Consider the following 22096-nt stretch of genomic DNA (forward strand, 5'->3'; position numbering starts at 1 on the left):
ATGCGATGGCCGACATCGCGGCCATCTTCCACTGGCCCCCGTCTGAAATGGACGGCTGGTCGCTGCACGAACTCACGGCGTGGCGCGAGCGTGCCCGCCTGCGAAGCGGAGCCGAATGATGCACCACCCCACGAACGAGGCCGCCTAAATGGCGGCCTCCGACAATCTGCGTCTGCAGGTCATCCTGGCCGCCGTCGATCGCGCCACTGGCCCGTTCAAACGCGTGCTCAGTGGCAGCCGTGGCGTTGCCACCGCACTGCGCAACCAGCGCGATGCGCTGCGTCAGCTCAACAGCCAGCACCGCGACATCGGCGCCTACCGCGAGCAGGTGGCCATGGCGCAGCGCGCCAAGGCTGCGCTCGATGCACAGCGGCAGTCGGTGCGCACGCTCGCCCAGCAGATCAAGGCGACCGGCACGCCCACCGCTGCCATGAATGCCGAGTTCGAGCGCGCCGTGCGCACCGCACGCGAACTCAAGACCGCGCACGGTGCGCAGGAGGCCGGTCTGCAGCGCCTGCGTGGTCGCTTGGAAACGGCCGGGATCAGTACGCGCGAGCTGGTCACGCATGAGCGCCGTTTGCGCAGCGAGATTGACAGCACCAACACCGCGATGCGCGCCCAGCAGCAGCGCCTGGTGGCGATCGATACTGCTCAGCGTCGCAGCGCCCGCATCCAGAGCGCTGGCCTACAGGCGAGTGCCTACGGCGCCGGCATGGCGTTCGCCGGCAAGCGCGCACTGGGCGCCGCGGTGCTGCCGATCAGCGATGCGATGGAGTTTGAATCGGCCATGGCCGACGTGCGCAAGGTCGTGGACTTCAGAACGCCGCAGCAGTTCCTGCAGATGGGCCGCGATGTCGAGAACCTCTCGATGCGCCTGCCCATGCTGCCGGCCGAGATTGCCAAGATCGTGGCGGCCGCCGGCCAGGCCGCGATCCCGCGCCAGGAACTGGTCCGCTTCGCCGAGGACGCGGCCAAGATGGGCGTGGCCTTCGACAGCAGCGCCGAGGACGCCGGCCAGACCATGGCCACCTGGCGCACCGCTTTCCGGATGGGCCAGGACGAGGTGGTCGTACTGGCCGACAAGATCAACTATCTCGGGAACACGGGACCTGCCAGCGTCAACAAGATCAGCGCGGTGGTGAACCGCATTGGTGCCCTCGGCGAAGTCGCCGGCCTGCAGAGCGGGCCACTGGCCGCGCTGGGCGCCACCGTCGCCGGCATGGGCATCGAGTCGGAAGTCTCGGCCACCGGCATCAAGAACATGCTGCTCACCCTGGCCTCGGGCGAGTCGGCCACCAAGAGCCAGCGCGAGGCCTTCGACAAGCTGGGCATCAAGGCCACGACCATGGCCCAGGTCATGCAGAAGGATGCCGGCGGGGCCATCATGTCGGTGCTGCAGAAGCTGCGCGCACTGCCCAAGGCCGAGCAGGCCGCGACCATGACGCAGCTGTTCGGACGCGAGTCGATCGGTGCGATCGCACCGCTGCTGACCAATCTGGAGCTGCTGCAGGGCAACTTCGCCAAGGTCGCCGATGCGCAGCGGTACGGCGGCTCGATGTCTGCCGAGTACGCATCGCGGGTGGCCACCTCGGCCAACTCGCTGCAGCTGCTGAAGAACACCGCGGTGGTGGTGTACCAGTCGATCGGCCAGGTGCTGCTGCCGCAGTTCAAGCAACTGACCGAGCGCACGGCTGCGGTGGTCGGCCAGGTCACGACGTGGGTCCGCGCCAATCCGGTGCTGGTGGGTGCGATCGCCAAGACGGCGATCGCCGGCGCCGCGCTGGTCACGATCCTCGGCGGCCTGCTGGTGGCCGGCGGCGTGGCCGCGATGGCGTTCTCGCAGATCCACGGCGCCGTCGCGCTGCTGTCGGGCGGTGGCGGCTTCGGTGCGCTGCTGCGGCAGGGGCTGGCGTTCGGCGGCCGCGTACTGCCGATGCTCGCCAATGGCGCCCGCCTGCTGCTGCCGCTGCTCGGCGGCGTCAGCCTGCCGGTGCTGGCCATCGGCGCGGCCGTCGCTGCCGTGGCGCTGCTGGTGTGGAAGTACTGGGGGCCGATCAAGGCCTTCGCCATTGGCGTCTGGCAAGGCATCGTCGATGTCGCCGCGCCGGTCCTCGCCGAGCTGAAGGCCGCGCTCGCGCCACTGGCGCCGGTGTGGGACACCGTGGCCGCAGCGATGGGTCAGGCCTGGGCATGGGTCAAGCAGCTGCTGACGCCCTTCGAGGCCACCACTGCGCAGTTGCACGGTGCAACGCAGGCCGGTCGCGGCTTCGGGCAGATCCTGGGGGCAGTGCTGGTCACCCAGCTGCAGCTGGCGATCAAGGCGATCGGCTGGCTGGTGCAGGCGTTTGTGTTCGTACTGCCGGTAGTCAAGCAGATCCTCGGCGGCGTGTGGCAAACCGTCCAGGGCACGTGGTCGCTGATCGTGGGCGTGTTCACCGGCAACGGCGATCGCATCCGCCAAGGGCTGCTGCAGCTGTGGGCCGGCATCAACCTGCAGTTGGCCAACTGGCCGGCCCGGATGCTGCAGGCTGGCGCCGACATGATCAGCGGCCTTGTCCAGGGCATCCGCTCCAAGCTCGGCGCGGCCGGCGATGCGATCGCCAGCGTCGGCACCGGCGTGGTCGATCGCTTCAAGGGCTTGCTGGGTATCCACAGCCCCTCGCGCGTGTTCGCCCAGCTGGGCGACTTCACCATGCAAGGCCTCACCGTGGGCCTGCAGCGCGGCCAGGGCGCGCCTGTGCAGGCCGTCATGGCGCTTGGCAACCGGATGCGTGCCGTGGGCGCAGAACTGGCCCTGGCGACGGCCACAGCGCCCGTGGCGGCGATCGACAGCCGTGCGCCGCTGTCGGCCCCTGTACGCGCCGCCAGCGCGCCTGCAGGCGGCAACAGCTACGTCATCCACGTCCATGCCGCGCCCGGCATGGATGCAACCGCACTGGCGCGCGAAGTCGCGCGCCAGATCGAAGAGCGCGAACGGCGCGCGGTGGCCACCCGCCGTTCCAGCCTGCGCGACGACTAAGGATCCACCCGATGATGATGTCTTACGGCACGTTTGTGTTTGCCCTCGATAGCGCCGCCTATCTGCAGCTGCAGCGGCAGATGAGTTGGCGCCACCCCACCAGCGAGCGTGTTGGCGCGCGAGCGGCCAGCCAGTTCCTGGGTCCAGGCGATGAAACGATCGAGCTGTCGGGCCTGATCGCACCGGACCTGACCGGCTCGCGTGGATCGCTGACCACGCTCCGCAGACTTGCTGCCGACGGCGAGCCGCTACCGCTGGTCGACGGCACCGGCTGGGTGTATGGGCCGTATGTGGTGCTGGCGGTCAACGAGACGGCCACGCTGTTCTTCCCGGATGGCACGCCGCGCCGCGTCGAGTTCCAGCTGAGCCTGCGCCGCACCGACGACGTTGCGCCCGAGGCGACCGCCGCATGAGCTACCCGATTCCGCAGTGGCGCGTAGTGCTCGACGGGACCGACCTCACCGAGCGCATCGCACCGCGCCTGCTCGATCTCACCCTCACCGAATGCCGAGGCGGCGAAGCCGACCAACTGGATCTGCGCATCCACGACCATGACGGCAAGATGGCGCTGCCCAAACGCGGCGTGCGCTTGGCCGTAGCCTTGGGCTGGAAAGCCACCGGCCTGGTCGACAAAGGCACCTTCATCGTGGACGAGGTGGAATACAGCGGTGCACCGGACATCATCACCGTGCGCGCGCGTAGTGCGGATCTGACCGCCAATATGCGCACGCGGCGCGAGCGCAGCTGGCACAACACCACGCTGGGCGCAGTGCTCAACACGCTAGCCGGCGAGCATGGACTGACCCCGCGCGTCGCTGAGGCACTGGCACGCACCAAGCTGCCGCATCTCGACCAGGCCAACGAAAGCGATATGAATCTGCTCACCCGCCTGGGGCAGCGCTTCGATGCAGTGGCAACGGTGAAGGCAGGTGCGTTGGTGTTTTCGCCAATCGGGGCCGGCACCTCCGCGACCGGCAAGCCACTGCCGACTGTCACCCTGACGCGGCGCGACGGCGACCAGCACCGCTATTCGGTCGCCGACCGTGATGCTTACACCGGTGTGCGGGCGTACTGGGTGGACAAAGGCAAGGCGCGGCGGCAGTCGGTGTTGGTTGGCACAGACGACAACGCCAAGCGCTTGCGCGAGTCATTCGCGAATGAAGCTACGGCTCGTCAACACGCGCATGCAGAGCTGGAGCGCGTGAAGCGCGGCATGGCCAAGTTCGAATACACGCTAGCCACAGGCCGGGCCGATCTTTCCCCGGAGCAAATCGTGAAGATCAGCGGCTTCAAACGTGAGATTGATTCGCAACGCTGGATAATTTCTAGGACTACTCACACCATAGCTGGAAGCGGCTTCAGCAGCGTTGCGCAATTTGAAAGCTCGGTCGACTAGTAGTGATCGCTACGCATCGCCGGACAGATGTGACAGAGGACCAAAAACTACCTCGAGCTATTCCAAATTAGACCTAAAGTATTCCTTGAACTGCTCGTGAACAATGCGTCAAAGTCTTGGCGGGCGGTGTGCCCTCAAAGGAAATTAAATGAAAATTTGGAATTCGTTATTGCTACTGGGAATTGGCTTGCTAGGCCTTCATGGAGAAGCGGCAGCTCAAGCTTGGATTGTCTGCGACAACTGTACGACCCTGCCTCAGTTTGAAAGCGTTGCTCAAAGTCGACACGGACAAAACCGTGGCACGGCTTACTACGGTGTTGTCAACCCAGGAACAGAACAGTTTTTTTGGGTTGAAGTTACATACACCCCCGCTGGCGAGCAACCTTTATCGTTACCTGCAGTAGATACTGACGGTAGTAATCCCGCCTCTGTAAGGCGGCTTGATTTTCGGACGGCCAATGGAACAGGCGTTATTGGCGTCTCAACTTCTAGCTCTTACACAGCCCAATCAAATAAAGGGATGGTTACGTCTTCTGGAGGAAGGTATTCGACATATGGCATGACCCCAAGTGATGTAGAAAGGCAACAATTTGTTGCAATCACAAGAATTTCCAAAGATCAGGTCTTCGTGGTACCCGACAACTCAACGCACTACTTTGATAGTTATCAGTCTGGCTACCATGACCATAACCCGGCCTTAGACCAAGTTGTGCGTACTGCCCTCACTATCAACAATCCAGCTTGGGCAGCAGGCTCGCTAACAAGTCTGTTCTCCGCACTGAAGTCATATTATGGCCGTGGCCCGACTGGCTGTGTGGTATTCGGAAATGGTGACACGGCTTGCTTCCAAACCAATGTGCTTGCTCCCGGCGCCTTGAGAGTGATCGAAGGAACGGCTAAACGGGCGGACGGAAGCGCCATCGCTAACGATTCTTCAGCTCTGCCAGGCGGGGGCGCATCTGTTACAGTCCAGCCTAATACGCCTTCTCAGGGCATGGTGACGTACTACATGGGCAAGAACATGAATGGGCCTTTTATAACTTGCACCATGGTTAACGGCGTTGCTGATAAATGCAAAGTTGAGTTTTGATAGGAGCAATCAATATGACTGTCAGCAAAATAATTACACACCTTATTACTGCTAGCTGCGGGGTGGTGGTCGGCGCCATCTTTACTTTTTCTTTTATGTCAAAATCACTAGCGAGTGCCGACGAAATTAATTCAAACAAGCTTAGTGCGGCGTACGATCTTATCTCGCCAACAAAGGGCACGATACCGTCCTCGGAAGTAATAGTGGACAGAGCGTATGCAGATTTCGGAATGAGCCTAATTAATGCAGCACCATCTTATGACACGCTAAAAGACCCCGGCTCGCGAGACCGTATGCGCGCCGTTGCAAACCAAGCGCTAGATTCAGGCGCGATCGATCGCATTTCGCAAATCGACTTGAGGTCGAGTGCAAAGACTTCAGCGTCTTGCCTTAAAAAAGCTACAACTACTGATACAACAGTTGTCAACTGCTTAGAATCTCAGTCTCAATCTTCAGATAAAAAAGAAATTGCAGCGCTCTAAGTAGAGGGAGCGGGCCATCACAGATGGCCCGCTTTTGTGTATTAGATTTATCAAGATGCCTCTCTATTACCGAGGCCGCCAGTGGCACCTCTAGCCAAATAAACAAGAAACAGAATAATACTCAAGACGCTGGCCCGAGAGCATGGACTGACGCCCGCGCAGCTGAGGTGCAGGCTGCACCAAACTCCACCATCTCGACTAGGCCAACAAAGGCGACATGAATCTGCTCGCGCGATTGAGCCTTCAATTCGATACCGTAGCAACCGTGAGGAGAGGCACACAGGTTTTGATTTAAGTGCGGATGTCAGCCCCTCTCGCGCTGTCAGGATGGCGGCGATTGGATCGCAAGGAGCTAAGTGCCGACACCTACAAAAGCCGCCGGGCACAAACCGGCGGCTTTTTCTTTGCGAGCTAGCAAGCTCTACAGTTCACGCAGGTATAGCCGATAACGGCAAATTTCTCACGAGCAGCTGCCCAATCGCGATGCTGATCACTTGCTCTTTTTTTTGCGTCCACCAACGACAATCTGCATGTTGCTTTGATCAACGATCGCTGTTGTGGAAACCACTTGGCCCACGTCACTGTTGTCGAACGACAGGACCGGGCCGGCGCCTGTATTGGAAGACGAGGCATCGCTGACCAAGCCCAATGCCGCAAGCACAGCGTTGCGAGCAGCCGGTGCTGCATCTTTGAACGCAGACAGCAGGAGCCTATCAGCAGGGTCCAACTGCGCCCGATGTCCAGACAGCACGTACATGACATCAACGCCATGGTCTAGCGCGGCCAGTAGATAAGCTCCGCCGGGCAGGTTGATGTCTTTCTCGAAGTTCAGTTGCGCGTAGCGCGTGAGGCCGAGTTGCACAGCCATCTCGTCCTGCGTTAGGCCAAGTCGCTTGCGCTCTTCCTTCAGGCGTTTCCCTACGGTCATTACAGGCATTTCCTTACTTGACAATGTTGAGTTAAGTCCACAAAATTCCCAAAAGTAGACGGAACCGCCACATGCCCCGGAAGAGTCAAATGCAGCAGTTCACGCCCCGCAGCCCGGAACAGGCGCGGCAGTGGCTCGAAGCAAATGGCATCACGGTCTCGGCATTCGCCAGACAGAACGGCGTGGATCGGTCGATTGTGCATGACCTGCTCCGGGGCCGTTCTCAAGGCAAATATGGCGAGTCTCACAAGGCGGCGATCGCCCTAGGCCTCAAGGCACCACCCAATAGTGCCACAGAAATCCCAACCGCTAAGAGCTCAAGGGGGTGAGCATGTTTGGTCGGAAAAAAATCGTGTTTCGCTGCGAAGCGTGCAGTGCACGTCTCATCAAGCGCACCAGCGTCCTCGCACACAAGTTCCTCCGGCATGACTCCTACGTGTGCGAGAACCCGATGTGTGGAGCGACCTACACAGGCCATTCGGAGTTGACTGGGATTGCCAGCCCCAGCGGTGTGCCCACCTCACACAGCGAGCTTCCACCAACACCGGCGTATCAGCGCGCCCAAGCGCTGCAGGCCTACCGCGAATCGCTAGGCGACCGCCAGCTAGACCTGCTTCCCGTCGGCGGCGAGCAGTTCTTCCCTCACCTCTGAGGCATCCCTAATGCGAAAGACCATTGATTGGGCGGCATTGCCGCCCACGGCGAAGCTTTGCCTGGAAGTTGCGCTCATCCACGGCGGCTTGGTGAAAACCGAGCACGGCTACATCGGCCGCACTGCCGCGCCGGAGACAAATCAGCGCTTCGGCGCAGTTCTAGTTGCGGCGCTCATGCGCGAAGGCCTTGCTACCTCTGACGCCTTCGACGAGCGCCTTGTCGCGCTGACCGACGCCGCGGCGGCTTTGTTCCATCTCCACCACACAAACACCGAGGTCGGCTCGTGAGGCATGCCAATAGCTGGTTCACCGCACAGGAGCCGCGATTCGTTGATGCGGCCAGCAATGTCCCGCAGCGCATAGCGCCGCACGCCAAGCACGAAGAAGCACGACTGCTCGCTGCTGCCGTTGACGCGCACCGCCGTGCCGGCGGCGCTTACGTCGTGATCGACAACGCCACAGCTCCGCTCGCGCCTCGGCGCTCGCTCGGCGTCTAAGGAAGTTCAATGCAAGAGGATCTGCGGCAACAGGTGCTGTCCCGGCTGGAACGGGATTACGGACTCAAGCACCGTAGTGGGACCGAGTACATGCGCGGCGGTAAATGCCCGTCGTGCAGCAAGAAAGAGCTTTACACCAACCATCTCAAGCCTTGGGTGGTGAAGTGCGGCCGCCAATCCAAGTGCGGGCGCGAGCTGCACGTCAAGGATCTGTACGACGACCTGTTCGACGACTGGTCCAAGCGCTTCCAGCCAACGGCAGCGGCTCCCAACGCTGCGGCCGATGCGTACCTGCAGTTCTCGCGTGGCTTTGACCTGGCGCCGCTGAAAGGCCTCTACACCCAGGACAGCCACTACGATCGCAAGATCAGCGCGGGCACCGCGACTGTGCGCTTTGCGCTGGTCAAGGGCGGCTGGTGGGAGCGCCTGATTGATCGTCCGCATCGCTTCGGCAAGCAGAAGGCGCGCTTTGCGCCAGGCCAGAGCTATGCAGGGGTGTGGTGGGCGGCGCCTGCATCGCTGACAGCCATGCAGACCGCGCGCGAGGTGTGGATCGTCGAGGGCATCTTCGATGCGATCGCGCTCCTGCAGCACGGCCTGTGTGCAGTGTCGGCCATGTCATCCAACGCATTTCCGGACGAATCGCTGCGCGAGTTGGCCAAGGCACGCATGGCCGATCTTCCGACGCTCGTGTGGGCACTGGACAACGAGCCGGGCGCCCGTGCGTACACGCACAAGCACATCAAACGCGCAGCGGCTCTAGGCTTTGACTCGCGGGCGGCGCAGATCCTCCAGCACGACGGCAAGAAGACCGACTGGAACGACCTGCATCTGCGCGCGATCGCGTCCGACGATCCCAAGCAATGGGACAACGACGTCAAAGAAGCCCGCTACCAAGGCGACCTGCTCGTGGCCCGCACGGCGGTGGACAAAGGCCTGTTGATGTTCGAGCACGACGGCCGCAACGACTTCTGGCTGGAGTATCGCTCCCGCCTGTACTGGTTCGATTTCGACACGCAGCGCTTCGACAAACTGCGTAAAGAGAAGCTGGGAGACACCGATGCCGACGACGGTGACGAGGTCGCGGCCGAGGATCTGAGGAAGATCAAGCGTGCCGCCTGTTCTGTGCAGAAGATCGCCAACTGCTACCCGGAGGCGCTGTATTTCCAGCGGCAGGAGGTCACGGACGAGAGCTGGTACTACTTCCGCGTCGATTTTCCGCACGACGGTCCCAGCGTAAAAGGCACCTTTACCGGTGGTCATGTCGCCAGCGCGTCAGAGTTCAAGAAGCGCCTGATCTCCCTGGCCGCCGGCGCCATGTTCACCGGTACCGGCCACCAGCTGGACCGTCTGATCGAAGAGCAGACCGAGGCGATCAAGACGGTGGACGCCATCGACTTCGTGGGCTACAGCAAAGAGCACCGCGCCTATCTGCTCGGCGACCTGGCGGTACGCGACGGTGAGCTGGTAACGGCCAACGAAGAAGACTACTTCGAGTTCGACAAGCTGCGCTTGAAGACCACGCAGAAGTCCATCCGGCTGGAGATTCAGCGCGACGCCGAGGCATTCCGTGTGGACTGGCTGCCGTGGCTATGGCAGTGCTTCGGCACGCACGGCATGGTCGCCATGACGTTCTGGTTTGGCTCGTTGTTCGCGGAGCAGATCCGCGCCGGGCACAAGAGCTTTCCGTTCCTTGAAGCCACTGGTGAGGCCGGTGCCGGCAAGACCACGCTGCTGACGTTCCTGTGGAAGCTGCTAGGCCGCTCGGACTACGAGGGCTTCGACCCGGCCAAGTCGTCCAAGGCTGGCCGTGCGCGCGCCATGGGCCAGGTGTCCGGCATGCCCGTCGTCCTGCTGGAGGCCGACCGCAGTGAGCCTGACAAAGCGCACTCCAAGACGTTCGAGTGGGATGAGCTGAAAGACTTCTTCGGCGGCGGCACCCTGGCAACCCGTGGCGTGCGCAACGGCGGCAACGAGACCTACGAGCCGCCGTTTCGCGGCACGATCGTGATCACCCAGAACGCTGCGGTGGACGCCAGCGAGGCGATCCTCACGCGCATCGTGAAGCTGCACTTCAAACGGCCGCAGGTAACCACAGAAAGCCGTATCGCGGCCGACAACCTCAACGCGCTGCAGGTCGAAGAAGTCAGCCACTTCCTTGTGCGTGCCATCCGCCAGGAACGCGCCATCCTCGATCTGTTCGCCGAGCGCGTAAAGGTCTTCGAGGCCAAGCTGCGCGCACAGCAGGATCTGCGCCTGGAACGCGTCATCAAGAACCACGCTCAGATGCTGGCGCTGTTCGACTGCCTGCGCCTGGTCATCACCATCCCTGACGACATGGTCGAGCAGACACGGCTCGCGCTGTTGGAAATGGCCCTGGAACGGCAGAAGGCGATTAGTGCGGACCACGCGATGGTCAACGAGTTCTGGGAGGTCTACGAATACCTCGAAGCCACCGGACACGGCAAAGCTGTGGTCAACCACAGCCGCGACGCGCAGCGCATTGCGATCAACCTCAATCACTTCGCTGCGCGGGCTGCTCAGTTCAGTCAGTCCGTGCCCGATCTCAAGGTGCTGCGAGCGCTGCTTGGCGACTCGCGCCGGCACAAGTTCATCGGCGCGAACGTGGCGGTCAACAGCGCCGTCCTCAAGGACGATCTGACCGGCGTCGGCACCACTGTGAAGTGCTGGGTGTTCCAAAAATGAGCGCGCTCGCACGTGTGGGAGATTTTGAGAAATTTTCGTTGACATCCGCCCAGGAGCGGAGCAACCATTACTCCGTCGCCGCACAATCGGCGACCGGGTTTGACAGCCTGAATCAACGGCGCACCAGCGCCCATCGACCGATGCACGGCGCTTTTTTTTCGCTCGCTGTGCAGTCGCGGGCGTTTGCCGGCCAGTTCTATGGCGGGCGGTGTGCGGAGGCCTTCGGGCCTGCCGGTTCCGTTGACCGGTCTGTCAACCGCGCACCGTCCGCCACCTCGTTTGACAGCGTCGTGGCGGACTCCAACTACAACGGAGCCTGCACCATGACCTACGACGCTCAAGAAGCGCCGGCCAATGCCGCGCGTCAGATCGCCCATTACTTCGGCCTGATTGCCGACACCCTCGATTGGAACCACACCGCCTGGCTCGCCCTGCAGGCGAAGCTGCAGGCCATGGGCAAAGCGCCCGAAGCACTGACGCTGGCCGATGTCGAGGCCGCCATTTCCAGCACCAATGCCGACCTGGTAGAGGTGCGCCAGTGAGCCGCCGCGACCTGCATAAAGCGCTGCGCGTCGCCCCCGGCGTCTACCTGCTCCTGCAGATCCGGGCGACCGACGTCCTGGCCGAACTGTACGCCGACAGCCTGCATGACCGCCCACCGGTCATGTTCGCCTGCAGCGCGATCGAAAAGGCTTCCGAGTTGTTCCTGGTCGATGACGGCACTGGCCTGGCCATTGGCTCGTTGCACGTTGTGATGCCGGAAGCCGAGGCTGCCGCGCTGCAGGAATGGGTAATCGATCGCTTGCCCGCGTTGGAGGTGGCTTGATGGACGCTGGTCACCCGAACATACAGCTGCCGACGGACGCCGATTTCTCGATCAACGAAGAGGAGCAATACCGCCTCTGGCGCGCGTACCACGCGGCCGCGTTGCTCGCGGCGCTGACCAATGATGTCGCGATCGAGGCAGGCATCAATCACGACGGACCGGCAGCAGTGGCCGAGTACATCCGCCACGAACTACTTGATGTGCTCAACGGCGCGCAGCGTCTGCGTGAGCCTGACCCCAGCATCCCGCCATCCGGCGCCGACCTGATCTAACCCCGCAACAGCGGGCCGGCGGGCGGTGCTGTAACACCGCCCCAAGGCCCTCCACCAACGCAACTCAGGAGAGTCGATATGCAACAGCACACTGGAACACGTCCAGCCACGGCAGCACGTCCGTTGGTTTTGAGCACCGGACCTGGCGCGGAGGCTAGCACGCCGGCCGTCGTCGCCTACGATCGCGGCATCGGCGACTGCTCGGCGACCATCACCATGCACGTCACGCATGGTGCGGTTGTGGTCACTGCCACCCTGGACATGGGACCACTCCGCCAGGAGCGTCAGTCCTGGGAGCGGCGTCGCGGCACAGGCACCGGCTGGAAACTCATCGACGGCCCCCGCCTGTGGACAACGGCGGAAGACCGGATCAGCACAGAGTTGGCCGAGTTCATGGACGGCCTAGACTTCCCCTTCGACCTGGCCAACATGCTGCCGCGCCGACCGACTGCCGCTGCCGCCGCTGCTGTGGCCCGGGCCGCGCAGGAGGTGGCGCATGGTTGAGTTGCTCGCCTTGGCGATGATCCTGGCGCCAGCCGCCGGCGGCGCGCTGGTCTACAAGCTGTGGGCCTCGCGCCGTCCACGCCTCACGCAGACCGGCCTGGCTGTTGGACAGGTGCCGCAGCGCCTGCATCGCCGCACCCGCATGGCTGTGCGGCGGGAGGCTGCTCATGGCTGAGTCCGTCATCCTTCTAGCCCCGCAGGGCAGCTGCAAATCGCTCAACGCCGAGGTGCTGTGTCAGCAACTCGGCCTGCAGGAGGTCATCGAACTGGACGATTTGTTGTTCACGTTCCGAGCTGATCGGCTGGAACCTTTCGGGCAGCTGATCCTGACCTGCAACGAACAGCAGGCGCAAACGTGGTCGCTACGCTGGGGCTTGCGTCTCATGCGTGTCGCAGAAGCACGCGCCCAGCTCGGCGCTGCATGGAGGACGCAGCCATGAACTTGGAGCGCACGATCGAAATTGCCCGCGCTGCCGCGCGTGTGGGAGAGCCTGGCACCTTGTCCACCGGGGAGGCGCTGACCGCCGCTCTGGTGCTGAATCGGGCCGATTGGCTGGCCGAGATGGACTACACCATTGCCCAGGCGCTCGACCGGATCGACTCCGACACCGTGCAGCATCTCCGGGACGCCGAGCGCGTGCTGCGCCTGGAGGTACCGTGACGCAACGTCAGGTCGACCACGATAGTCCTCTGCCGCCCTGCAAGAACGGCCACCTGGCTCGCCATATGCTCGATGCCCGCCGCCCCGAGGCGGGCGGCGGGCATTTCATCGAGTGCGTGTGTGGGCGCACGCAGAAGCATCCCAGCTACGAGCTGGCCATGATCGAATGGCGCCGAGCGCATCGGATCCGCGCACCACGCCAGCCACGTCACTGCGCCCCAAACGTCGTGCAGCTCGGCCTGCGCTTCACTGGCACACGCCAGCGATGATCGATGGCGCGAATATGGAAGGATTTCGCAGGGCTTGCGAGGCGCGCCACTGGCTTCGGCAGGGCTACGTGGATGCGGCCAAGGTGCGGGAGCTCCGGCTCCGCATCGCCGCCCGGCGCGGCTACGCCGCGGCTGACTTGCTCGTGGAGGCAATGCGCGAGCAATGGCGGCGCAGGCGCGAGTGGATCGGGGGACAAGGCGCGTGAGCAGTCCGGTGATTACGTTCGAGGATCTGCGTCGCCTCTGCTCGCCGGCCGGTCCTGCTCCCCGCGCATCCACGGTAGTGCGCTGGGCACGCGAGCAGGGAATTCTCTACAGGTACGACGGAAGGGGCGGAATCTGGACAACCCTGGACGCGCTCAACGCTGCAGTGGGGCTGGCCCAGAACACCGCTGAGCCACACAACAAGGAGCTGATCTGATGGGACGCGGCAGGAAGCGCAAGTTCAACCCGGATATCCCCAGGCACATAGACCAGGACGCCCTCCCAAAGGGCGTCTACTGGGCAGATGGGCGCTGGTACATCATCGAACCGCATCCCGAGGGCGGTCCAACGAGGAAGCGCACCATTGCCTACGCGGATGCGCGGCTTTCCGACCTCCACGCGGCCAGGGAGGCATCCCGTGGTACCGGCCTGGTTGGTTCCCTGCAGTACCTGGCCAACGCGTTCAAGCTCTCCACCGAGTACCGCGACCTGTCTCGCAGCACCCGCGATGACTATGATCGCCATTCCGAGGTGGCCTGCGGCTACCTGCTGAAGGACGGCAGTCTGTTCGGGAGCCTGCAGGTGGATCGTCTGTCCGTCCCCCTGGTGCAGCGCCTGGTAGAAGCGCTCGCCAAGGGGCGGGAAGCAGGCGCTGTGCAACCCGCGTTGCTTGCCCGTCCGTCCACGGCCAATCACACGCTGCGGTATCTGCACCGGCTGTTTGCCTGGGGCATACGCATCGGCCATTGCAAGACCAATCCGGCCAGCGGAGTGCGCGGTGCGAAAGAGCGTGCGGATGCAAAGATGCCGGATCCGCAATCGTTCACGGCGGTGCTTGAGTTCGCCAAGTCACGCGCCGCGTTACCGCTCCACGCGAAGGGAGCGGTCCCGCCCTACATGCCGGCGGTGATGGTCCTGGCCTATAACGCACGTCTGCGCGGTGTCGAGGTGACCGACCTGACAGACGCGGACGCCCTGCAGCAGGGAGTGCGCTGTACGCGCCGCAAGGGTTCTCGCGACAACATCACCGCCTGGAACGACGATCTGCGATGGGCATGGATCTGGCTGCGGGACTACCGTGCTCAACGGACCCATGCGCACAAACGACCGGTCCCCCTGCGCCCCGAGCAGCGCGGCCTGCTGGTCACCCAGACCGGCACACCCTTGGCACGATCGACATTGAAGACGGCCTGGCAGCGCTTGATCACGGCTGCGATCGAGGCCGGCGTGATCAAGGAAGAAGCGCGCTTCACGCTGCATGGCCTCAAGCATCGCGGCATCACCGACACACGCGGTACGCGGGCGCACAAGCAGGACGCAGCAGGCCACACCACGCCGCAGATGACACACCGTTACGACCACGAGTTGCAGGTGATTGCGCCACCGGCGTTGCCTACCGACGAGGCGTTGGCATTCGCTGACCTGGTCAAGCCATCGGAGGCGTGAGACCTACGAATTTTCCCGGCAATTTTCCCGGCGCAACAAAAAAGGGCTTGCGAGTGATCGCAAGCCCTTGATGTTTTTGGCGCCCGAAGTTGGACTCGAACCAACGACCCCCTGATTAACAGTCAAGTGCTCTAACCGGCTGAGCTATTCGGGCGGGGTCGGCATTATAGCAAGATTTTGGGGCATTGCAACAGTCATCAACGTCCCCGAACTCACGCTCTCACCAGCAGTCCGACAAGGCACCCTTCGAGTTGGTCTTGCGACTAGCCTGATCAATACTCAGGGTTCCGCACTTGTCGGCTGACTGGACATTGGTCGGGGTCGCAGTAATCACAAAGGTGGACTGAGTCACCTGCGGCGACGGCAGGTTGTAGGCGGCTGTTCCACCCTCCCGAGGCGAGACAGGATTGGGCAAAGTAAAGCCGACGTACGTATTCTGCACAGTGTGATAGCGCTCGGCCAGCTGCGCATACTCGACAAGATCTGCCTTGGCCTGCGCACGGCGAGACTTACGCACGTACTCAGAGTAGTTCGGGTAGGCAATGGCAGCCAAAATCGCCACAACCGCGACGACAATCATTAGCTCGATCAGGGTGAAACCGTGGGAAATCAGCAGTGACGCACCCCTACCACGGGCACCGGTTTGTCTGGCCCAAGAAGATCTCATTGCACCTGCCTCCAGGACTGACGCCCGCACGGATAGGGAACATACATCGGGTCGGCACCGGCAACGCTTATCACCATCCAGCAGGAGCTCCCCCCAGGCGGGGGCGCTCCGCCAGACTCTGCTGGAGTCAACCGCGGAATCGCTGATATGCCGACGTCCTTCACTGGAGTAGTTCCTTGCGTTGTCAACGAAGTCGCGGCAGTTCCCGAAGCAAACGAAGCACCTGTAGGCGAATTACGGCGCGCTACATCCAGTGCGGCCGCACCGGTCCTAGTATTCAACCCAAATAGCCAATTGCTACCCTGGGCAGCACATCCCACGCTGTTTGGATTGGGGACATAGGTCGGAATAAAAACAATACCCGATGCGACGCTTGGATTTCCCACCATACGCTCGCCGGCTGGCAGATCGACATACCAGCCACGCCCACCCGCCGGGCTTGCTCCCAACACCAGACTCCGCGTACCACCAGAACTGGAGATTGTATTGGCTTGCAGGTTGGTGCGCGTCAACGCACTCGTGATTGCTCCAGCGAAGACGTCATTGATCCCATACAACGACTGGATAGCAGTATCGAATGGATCATTTACAAATGAGAAGCTTCCAGTTCCGAAGAAAAGCATGACACCGCCGTTATCGCCAGCAGTAGCAGCAAGTCCGCCGGTAATCGGCTGACGATAGGTAGAGCCGTTCTCGGTTGAAGTACGACTTGTAAAGAGCGGGACGGAAACAGATGTCACCGTGCTACGAAGATCAAACTTCCAAATGGCTCCTTTTTGATCGGCTGCATAAACAGTGTCCGCATATCCATCACGGACCCGATCAGCTTGGCTGGCACCGCCCCAGCGATCAACAACAACGATGTTGCCAAGACCGTTGCTTCCGGCGACACCGCCTCCACTCTCTGCGGCTTCGATCATTGTAATCGTGGGTGCGCCTGCCTTGATATCAACGACAAAGAGAACAGCTTTCCCACTGGCACTGTTATAGCCATTGCCAAAAATCGCTTTCCATGTCACAGCGCCGGATGCGTTAGAAACTGGAACGATAACCGGCTTACCAAGCACATAACCTATGTTGTTACGGACTGACGCAGGCAACGTGCTATCAAGGTCGCTGATTTCCCAAAGACGATTGCCCGCCGAAATACTTGTCGGCGTCGTGACGTCCATTGCAAAAATGCTGCGTCCGCCTGCACCTGCGGTCCCTACAAGAGCTGTCTTCCAGGATCCACCATAGTAAGCATCCGATACGGTCAGCGGCCCATCTACATAGTAGCGATGGTCAAAGTCTTGGTCACTTTGATCTGTTGGATCGTAAGGAAGCAGCAAATTACCCATGTGACCGAGCGCAGTTGACGGAATATAAGCGAATCGCTCTACACCGCCATTCGAATTCATTACTCCATTTGCATTCATGCCGCCATCGAAGCCATGCAACATGCCATCGTTGGCACCAACATAGACCATATAATTTCTGTTGGCCTTCTTGGAATCCAAGTAAGCGCCATAAGTACTTCCAGGTGTCCCCGCCAAACCACGATAGCCATAGTCATCCAATGGAGAACTGATGACAGGCGTCGAATTGACGATATCGCCAAGCACAGTGGTTCGATCACGTAAGCGACCACCGCTGCGGACTTCCCCAGACGCATCCCCACGTAGGTACGCGGTAGCGGTAGCTGCGGTTGCACCCAGTGCGGAAAGGTCCGACTCGGTGCACAGCGACATGCCGGGGTACAGCGACGTCGATTTGTTACAAAGATCCGCAAGAGAAACATTAGTCGCATTGAAGGCGCTAACTGATCCTGCCTTGCTGACCAAAACATTGCGTGCCGCGGCAGACGGCATTCTTGAACTTGCCTCCCACGCTGCCGTGGTCACTGCGACCCGAGTCGCTGGATTGATAGAAACGGTATAGCCGGTAAGACGGCCGAACCAATCGGTGCCCTCATTGGCAATTTCGTAGTTGGGCACTACTGAGAACGAGCCAGCACCGATACGCGCACCGCTCTGCGCAAGCGTCCCCGACGGAGACGAACCAGATGTCACCGAAGAGAGAACTCTTCGCATCGCAGCTGTAATTTCCGCCGGAGTCTTCGCGTTTATATATTGACCGCGAGTATTCGTTGCCGCGTGCCAGATGTCATCAACGGTGCTTCTTTCATCATTTTCACGCGGCGGCCAATTTTGGTAAATCGCTGGGGTGGTGTAAGCATCCTGCACCACATCGGGATTGAACAAATTCCCTCGCGCACCCAGCGTAATACCGTAAAAATTTACGTGCAGATTCTTCTGGCAATCCAACCTTACATTAGCGTTTGCAGTGCCACAGGAGCTTGGTACAGGCACAAGACCGGAGGCCAGGTCCGGCCGAATGGGCGATCCGCCGTTAATATTATTATAGTACTTTGCAGCGATATCCCCCATAGTATTGTCGTAACCGTCAGCGAATGGGGCTCCCATTCCACCGTCGCCTTGCGCATTACTGACCTGCGGCCCATCCTGGTTACTGTAGCCATCAGTAAAAAGCATTACGGCATTTTTCTGGCAAGCCAATTGGACTGGGGCAGCGCTATCTGTGCGCTGGAATTGAACCCCTGCGGCGTTTACCGCTTGGCGATTTGGTGTACCCCCGCTCGCAGGCAATGCGAGGATCGAATTGTAAAGCGCCGCCTTTTCACTTGCCGTTGCCATATTTCGCATTGGCAGCCTGTCCGTAATGGCATCGTAGCTAGTGTGCTGATTAATGCGAAAGAATCCCACCCGCATATTATTGACGTCAGCCAGCGACCTAGTCATGCCCGCAATAATCGCCCTATTGCGATTACCGTAGAAAGAAAACCAATTTGCAAAATTTTGCAAGGCAACGGTATTGGTTGTGCCGATCGTGTATTTCCACATGTCGCAGCCCGTTCCGCACACATCTCGTACACGCTCGCGCGGCACTGAGTCATACGCTGAGGCAGAGCCAGGAAGGACTGGCCGAGCATCATTATTACTAGTATAAGGAACAAAAAAGGTTGCAGGCCAAAACCTTATCAGCAGTGTCTGCGAACCACCATTCCAAGTGACATCAGTTGTCGTCGTTGTCTCAGCTCCGAAATAGAGATTATTGTTATTATCCCTAAAGCGCTGCCTGTAACTTGTACCTCGGGGCAGCACCATCCTGTTCTGAATTCGAAAGCTACTACTGAAATCCTCACCCATGTAATTCGATGCCAACGCGACGGTCGCGGATTGCAGCGGATTAATACGGGTATTCAGCGGGTCAGCCTGAGGAAAGGGAGTGCCATCGTTATTGATCCACGGCTCGTATTTGACTGTCGGATCATAATACGTTGGATTGTAGGCAGCCGAACGCGCGAAACCAAGACTATCCAACGGAGGAACACCCAATCGGTTTTCATCGATACGGACGCCAGGAAGCACGTGGTTGTAACCACATCCAACGCTTCTCGTATCTTCCGTATTAAGCACTCCGGGGCTTGAGAAAAACGTATATTGCGCTGTACTCCAGCAGCCCTGGCCATCCTGCCCTGGAAATTGGGTTTGAAACGTCATCGACCCGGAATCGTCGACAGCCATGATGAATGCAGGCGGCGTCTGCACCTGATTATTCATTGGCGCCTGAGCAAGGACGCCTTGACCTTGCGCAGCGATTAGCGCGTAGACGAAGCACGCCAGGCCAACCGCGGCGGCGGCAGAAGCAAAAATTACTTTCTTTTTATGCAAGGTCATGTGCTTCTCTTCAAAGCTTGAAGATAGTGTCTACGGCCGCCTCGGAACTCGCGTTATTCTGATCATCAGCGGCAACGCCGGTGATCTGAAAAACAGGAGATGCAGGATCGACAGGTTGTCCCATTCCGATGTTTGCTTCCCCCTGAATGCATTGATCTATCTGGCGAACATTGACCGCGCGAGCCGAGGTCTGCGCCTGCGCCCACTGCATAGGGTCAAAGCCATCGTCACAGACTCGATTGATGTCTCCAGAAGCAACTGAACTCGTGGTACCGGTCGGCGCCGTCGTTCGATTGGAAATATTTTCAACGGAGTTTTCAGCGTTTCTGACCACACCTTCAGCCTCCTCGAAAGCACGATTCACCGCCCTATAATTGGCCGCCATTTTTTCTTGCATTCCAGAGACCTGAATGCCTGCAATGCCAATCAATGCAAGCAACACCAGCATGATCAACGCCACATACAAAACTGCACCGCGCTGAGTTGCCGCCGAGTAATTACGTGCTCGATCTCGCGTGAGATGTCTGGTCTGCATTTTCAGTTACCGAAAAGGCGATTACGGAGGGCGATGGATAGCTCGTAACTAGCGCGATAGCGTCCGTCGTTGGTCGTCGGCGGAATGACCGTGACACCCAGCACTCCCAACCGACTGGCCTCGACTTGAGTACTTGCAGCCGCTGCCGTCGGACTGCGAGCAAGGATACCGACCTGCACTTGCCCAACGCGACGCCACTGGTTGGCGGCCGCCGCATCGGCTCCAGTGGAAACTCCACTCGCCACACGTTGCTCGGTGATATTACCAACAGGCGGCGTCTGAGTTGCAATCGACGGCGTCGTATCCAATCCATATAGAAATTGCAAACTTTCTATTCCTTCAACCAATTCCTCGCTGACATAGATGCCATTGCTCCCCGCGCGAGCACGCCTTAGCGCGGGTTCGCCGGTATCGGGACTATTGGCAACGTAATACACCAGGGACTCGGCGCGGTACACCATTGTCTGACCAGTGGGCTGCACCACATATCGCCCTGAAAGATTGACGCCACTGGCCGTTACGGATCCTGCAGTCGTGGTGCCAGCAAATACATCCGCATGTGCACAGTCCGCTATTCCAAATAAGGTGGGAGCCGCTACGCCATCGTCGGTCAGGCGTGCCCAACGTGTCGCATCCATAGTCAAGGTGCTATTGGAACCAGCTGCTGCGATACCTGTCGCAGGCACGCCTTCGGCAGAAAGATAACGCAATACGATGATGTCGCTGCCCGGTCTCGGCGCGGGGCTCAAATTCTGAATAGAGGCCGGCAAACCTACTATCGAATTCGCACTGCCACCGATCGTTATTTGCCCCCCTGGAGCTGTGCCTGGTGCTTCGTAGCCTTGAACCGATACCGAGAAATCTAAAGGGCTCCCGCTTCCTGTTGTCGCAGAGAGATTGACCCTGGGATCCCCCTCCCCCTTAACGAATTGCGCTTGATCGTTGACGCACCCAAAGTGGCCCGCCATGCGAATATCTCGGGCTAGATAATCAAGCGCAAAACGTCCGTTCTCCTGCGCCCGTGAAGCACCTTCAGATAGTTGGGCGGCCGTGCGTGAAGCTGAAAATATTTGGATTACCCCTAATAAAAGCACTAACCCGATCACTAACGCAATCATTAGCTCGATCAATGAAAGGCCGGACATTCGCGAACGCAAGTTCATTCCCTTAGATCTCCGTACGCAACGCAAAGCTCGTCACTGTCTCAGGATTTTCCTTGTCCCAGCGCTGATCACCCCAACTTATCACCACAGTGGCGACGCCATTAACATAGGTAACTGTAGCAGCCGCCTTATCTCCAAGCGCCTTGGCCACCTGACATTGCCATCTTGTTATATTCTGGCTTACCGATACGGTCTGGCCTGTTGGATATACGCAGGCGCCAGTCGCCGTCACGGCCCCGGCAGCGAATGTGGCGGCAGTATATTGACCAACCTGATAACGATTGGATCGCATCTGATCAATTAGGTCGTAGGCCAGATTGGTCGCTTGCGTCCGGTAATTGGCGCTTTGAACAAACCGCACATTCATGGTCTGCAGCAGTGCAAACCCTAGCAACCCAAATGCGAGTATGAGAATGGCAATCAGCACTTCGATCAGGGTGAAGCCCGCTGCAGAACGCCTATGAGAGAGATGATTCTGGCTCATATGCAGGTCTCTTTTTTGCTTCGAATTTGCCCGGACGCATTGATTGTTAATGAGCGTTTTAACGGTTGCCCGCCACATTGATCAGGTTGCAATGTAACCTGTTGATCGGCAGCAGCACGGCGGCGCCCCCGCGCATCAAACGCAATGACCGTCCCCGTCGTTGGCCCCTGGACGACCAGCCTTGGATTTCCCAACGAATAACGGAGCACGGTTTCACCTGAGTCATAACTCCCGTTTCCATTTGTGTCGCTCCAGGCCATCACCCCTGCACTCCAGCTCCCATTGCAGGCTGTCCCATTCGCACTGCCACAGATGCCGCTGCCTTGGCCGTTCCGGATGGCTTCGCTTCTGGACAGCGTGAGCAATGCCATCATTTCGTTATTTGACGCAGCCACCCGATTTGAGCGCACGACGCCTTGGAAACTCGGGTATGCGATCGCTGCGGTGATGGCTAGCACCGCGACGGTTACCATGAGCTCGATCAATGTGAATCCGCGCGTTCGGACAACGAACATCAAGACGCTCCCCAGCGTTATTGCTGAAGAGCATGAACT

At 60.1% G+C, this 22096-nt stretch carries 28 protein-coding genes and 1 tRNA gene; 21 read left to right on the forward strand and 8 right to left on the reverse strand.

Translation table 11 applies throughout. The annotated features are described in order from the left end of the window. Positions 1-5: 5 nt before the first annotated feature. The 6 genes from KHN93_RS13215 (at position 6) to KHN93_RS13240 (ending at position 5987) form a co-directional block, all read left to right on the forward strand. Positions 6-119: a GpE family phage tail protein gene (locus tag KHN93_RS13215; protein ID WP_005922203.1), complete on the forward strand. Its 114-nt coding sequence runs from the start codon at positions 6-8 to the stop codon at positions 117-119. A 29-nt stretch (positions 120-148) separates the two neighbouring features. Then, positions 149-3019: a phage tail tape measure protein gene (locus tag KHN93_RS13220; RefSeq protein WP_211920364.1), complete on the forward strand. Its 2871-nt coding sequence runs from the start codon at positions 149-151 to the stop codon at positions 3017-3019. A gap of 11 nt (positions 3020-3030) precedes the next feature. Beyond that, on the forward strand, positions 3031-3432 hold the full coding sequence (locus KHN93_RS13225) for a phage tail protein (protein ID WP_104554050.1): 402 nt from the start codon (positions 3031-3033) through the stop codon (positions 3430-3432). After that, a complete protein-coding gene (locus KHN93_RS13230; protein WP_104554049.1) occupies positions 3429-4415 on the forward strand; it encodes a phage late control D family protein in 987 nt (328 codons plus the stop codon). Before KHN93_RS13225 ends, KHN93_RS13230 begins: the two co-directional genes overlap by 4 nt. Before the next feature lie 148 nt (positions 4416-4563). Then, a complete protein-coding gene (locus KHN93_RS13235) occupies positions 4564-5505 on the forward strand; it encodes a hypothetical protein (protein ID WP_211920366.1) in 942 nt (313 codons plus the stop codon). Between the two features lie 14 nt (positions 5506-5519). Beyond that, positions 5520-5987 carry a hypothetical protein gene (locus KHN93_RS13240; RefSeq protein ID WP_146095103.1) on the forward strand — a complete coding sequence of 156 codons (468 nt, stop codon included), beginning with the start codon at positions 5520-5522 and terminating at the stop codon, positions 5985-5987. Between the two features lie 490 nt (positions 5988-6477). On the opposite strand, the gene KHN93_RS13245 is transcribed toward KHN93_RS13240, so the two are convergent. Continuing rightward, entirely contained in the window at positions 6478-6915 is a 438-nt protein-coding gene (locus tag KHN93_RS13245) for a helix-turn-helix domain-containing protein (RefSeq protein ID WP_211920368.1), read from the reverse strand. 89 nt (positions 6916-7004) lie between these two features. Here KHN93_RS13245 and KHN93_RS13250 point away from each other — a divergent pair, with 89 nt between their 5' ends. The 15 genes from KHN93_RS13250 (at position 7005) to KHN93_RS13305 (ending at position 14953) form a co-directional block, all read left to right on the forward strand. Beyond that, on the forward strand, positions 7005-7244 hold the full coding sequence (locus KHN93_RS13250) for a DNA-binding protein (protein ID WP_223571140.1): 240 nt from the start codon (positions 7005-7007) through the stop codon (positions 7242-7244). Between the two features lie 2 nt (positions 7245-7246). Beyond that, the gene (locus KHN93_RS21565; protein WP_039408425.1) at positions 7247-7567 is read left to right on the forward strand and encodes an ogr/Delta-like zinc finger family protein; all 321 of its coding nucleotides are present in this window, start codon (positions 7247-7249) and stop codon (positions 7565-7567) included. A gap of 10 nt (positions 7568-7577) precedes the next feature. Further along, positions 7578-7856: a hypothetical protein gene (locus KHN93_RS13255; RefSeq protein WP_211920370.1), complete on the forward strand. Its 279-nt coding sequence runs from the start codon at positions 7578-7580 to the stop codon at positions 7854-7856. Then, complete coding sequence (locus KHN93_RS21720) at positions 7853-8065, forward strand: hypothetical protein (RefSeq protein ID WP_053045212.1); 213 nt, start codon at positions 7853-7855, stop codon at positions 8063-8065. Before KHN93_RS13255 ends, KHN93_RS21720 begins: the two co-directional genes overlap by 4 nt. 9 nt (positions 8066-8074) lie before the next feature. Continuing rightward, the gene (locus KHN93_RS13260; RefSeq protein ID WP_211920372.1) at positions 8075-10771 is read left to right on the forward strand and encodes a toprim domain-containing protein; all 2697 of its coding nucleotides are present in this window, start codon (positions 8075-8077) and stop codon (positions 10769-10771) included. Between the two features lie 323 nt (positions 10772-11094). Continuing rightward, positions 11095-11313 (forward strand): hypothetical protein, encoded by a 219-nt coding sequence (locus tag KHN93_RS13265; protein WP_047127682.1) that lies wholly within the window; start codon positions 11095-11097, stop codon positions 11311-11313. Next, the gene (locus KHN93_RS13270; protein WP_047126751.1) at positions 11310-11597 is read left to right on the forward strand and encodes a hypothetical protein; all 288 of its coding nucleotides are present in this window, start codon (positions 11310-11312) and stop codon (positions 11595-11597) included. The genes KHN93_RS13265 and KHN93_RS13270 overlap by 4 nt, the downstream gene beginning before the upstream one ends. Further along, the gene (locus KHN93_RS13275) at positions 11597-11869 is read left to right on the forward strand and encodes a hypothetical protein (protein WP_211920374.1); all 273 of its coding nucleotides are present in this window, start codon (positions 11597-11599) and stop codon (positions 11867-11869) included. The genes KHN93_RS13270 and KHN93_RS13275 overlap by 1 nt, the downstream gene beginning before the upstream one ends. A 78-nt stretch (positions 11870-11947) precedes the next feature. After that, positions 11948-12373, forward strand: a complete 426-nt coding sequence (locus tag KHN93_RS13280; protein WP_047126753.1) for a hypothetical protein — start codon at positions 11948-11950, stop codon at positions 12371-12373. Beyond that, a complete protein-coding gene (locus tag KHN93_RS13285) occupies positions 12366-12548 on the forward strand; it encodes a hypothetical protein (protein ID WP_211920376.1) in 183 nt (60 codons plus the stop codon). The genes KHN93_RS13280 and KHN93_RS13285 overlap by 8 nt, the downstream gene beginning before the upstream one ends. Next, on the forward strand, positions 12541-12813 hold the full coding sequence (locus tag KHN93_RS13290; RefSeq protein WP_053045215.1) for a hypothetical protein: 273 nt from the start codon (positions 12541-12543) through the stop codon (positions 12811-12813). Before KHN93_RS13285 ends, KHN93_RS13290 begins: the two co-directional genes overlap by 8 nt. Beyond that, positions 12810-13034, forward strand: coding sequence for a hypothetical protein (locus KHN93_RS13295; protein ID WP_053045216.1), 225 nt, complete (start codon positions 12810-12812; stop codon positions 13032-13034). The genes KHN93_RS13290 and KHN93_RS13295 overlap by 4 nt, the downstream gene beginning before the upstream one ends. After that, a complete protein-coding gene (locus KHN93_RS13300; RefSeq protein ID WP_053045217.1) occupies positions 13031-13303 on the forward strand; it encodes a hypothetical protein in 273 nt (90 codons plus the stop codon). Before KHN93_RS13295 ends, KHN93_RS13300 begins: the two co-directional genes overlap by 4 nt. Beyond that, the gene (locus KHN93_RS21570; RefSeq protein WP_047126756.1) at positions 13300-13509 is read left to right on the forward strand and encodes a DUF7696 family protein; all 210 of its coding nucleotides are present in this window, start codon (positions 13300-13302) and stop codon (positions 13507-13509) included. The genes KHN93_RS13300 and KHN93_RS21570 overlap by 4 nt, the downstream gene beginning before the upstream one ends. A 214-nt stretch (positions 13510-13723) precedes the next feature. Next, complete coding sequence (locus KHN93_RS13305; RefSeq protein WP_211920378.1) at positions 13724-14953, forward strand: site-specific integrase; 1230 nt, start codon at positions 13724-13726, stop codon at positions 14951-14953. 77 nt (positions 14954-15030) lie between these two features. Here the strand turns inward: KHN93_RS13305 and KHN93_RS13310 are convergent. The 7 genes from KHN93_RS13310 to KHN93_RS13340 form a co-directional block, all read right to left on the reverse strand. Beyond that, positions 15031-15107, reverse strand: a tRNA-Asn gene (locus KHN93_RS13310). A 66-nt stretch (positions 15108-15173) separates the two neighbouring features. Continuing rightward, on the reverse strand, positions 15174-15533 hold the full coding sequence (locus KHN93_RS13315; protein WP_228960938.1) for a type IV pilin protein: 360 nt from the start codon (positions 15531-15533) through the stop codon (positions 15174-15176). An 83-nt stretch (positions 15534-15616) separates the two neighbouring features. Beyond that, entirely contained in the window at positions 15617-19360 is a 3744-nt protein-coding gene (locus KHN93_RS13320; RefSeq protein ID WP_104559743.1) for a pilus assembly protein, read from the reverse strand. Positions 19361-19370: 10 nt separating this feature from the next. Next, positions 19371-19895 (reverse strand): pilus assembly PilX family protein, encoded by a 525-nt coding sequence (locus tag KHN93_RS13325; RefSeq protein WP_104559467.1) that lies wholly within the window; start codon positions 19893-19895, stop codon positions 19371-19373. Between the two features lie 2 nt (positions 19896-19897). Continuing rightward, positions 19898-21058 carry a PilW family protein gene (locus tag KHN93_RS13330; RefSeq protein ID WP_104559466.1) on the reverse strand — a complete coding sequence of 387 codons (1161 nt, stop codon included), beginning with the start codon at positions 21056-21058 and terminating at the stop codon, positions 19898-19900. Positions 21059-21062: 4 nt separating this feature from the next. Beyond that, complete coding sequence (gene pilV, locus KHN93_RS13335) at positions 21063-21542, reverse strand: type IV pilus modification protein PilV (RefSeq protein ID WP_047128931.1); 480 nt, start codon at positions 21540-21542, stop codon at positions 21063-21065. Continuing rightward, positions 21539-22057: a GspH/FimT family pseudopilin gene (locus tag KHN93_RS13340; RefSeq protein ID WP_104559465.1), complete on the reverse strand. Its 519-nt coding sequence runs from the start codon at positions 22055-22057 to the stop codon at positions 21539-21541. Before KHN93_RS13340 ends, pilV begins: the two co-directional genes overlap by 4 nt. Positions 22058-22096 lie beyond the last annotated feature (39 nt).

Source organism: Xanthomonas arboricola pv. juglandis (assembly GCF_905367715.1).
Classification (GTDB): Bacteria; Pseudomonadota; Gammaproteobacteria; order Xanthomonadales; family Xanthomonadaceae; genus Xanthomonas; species Xanthomonas arboricola.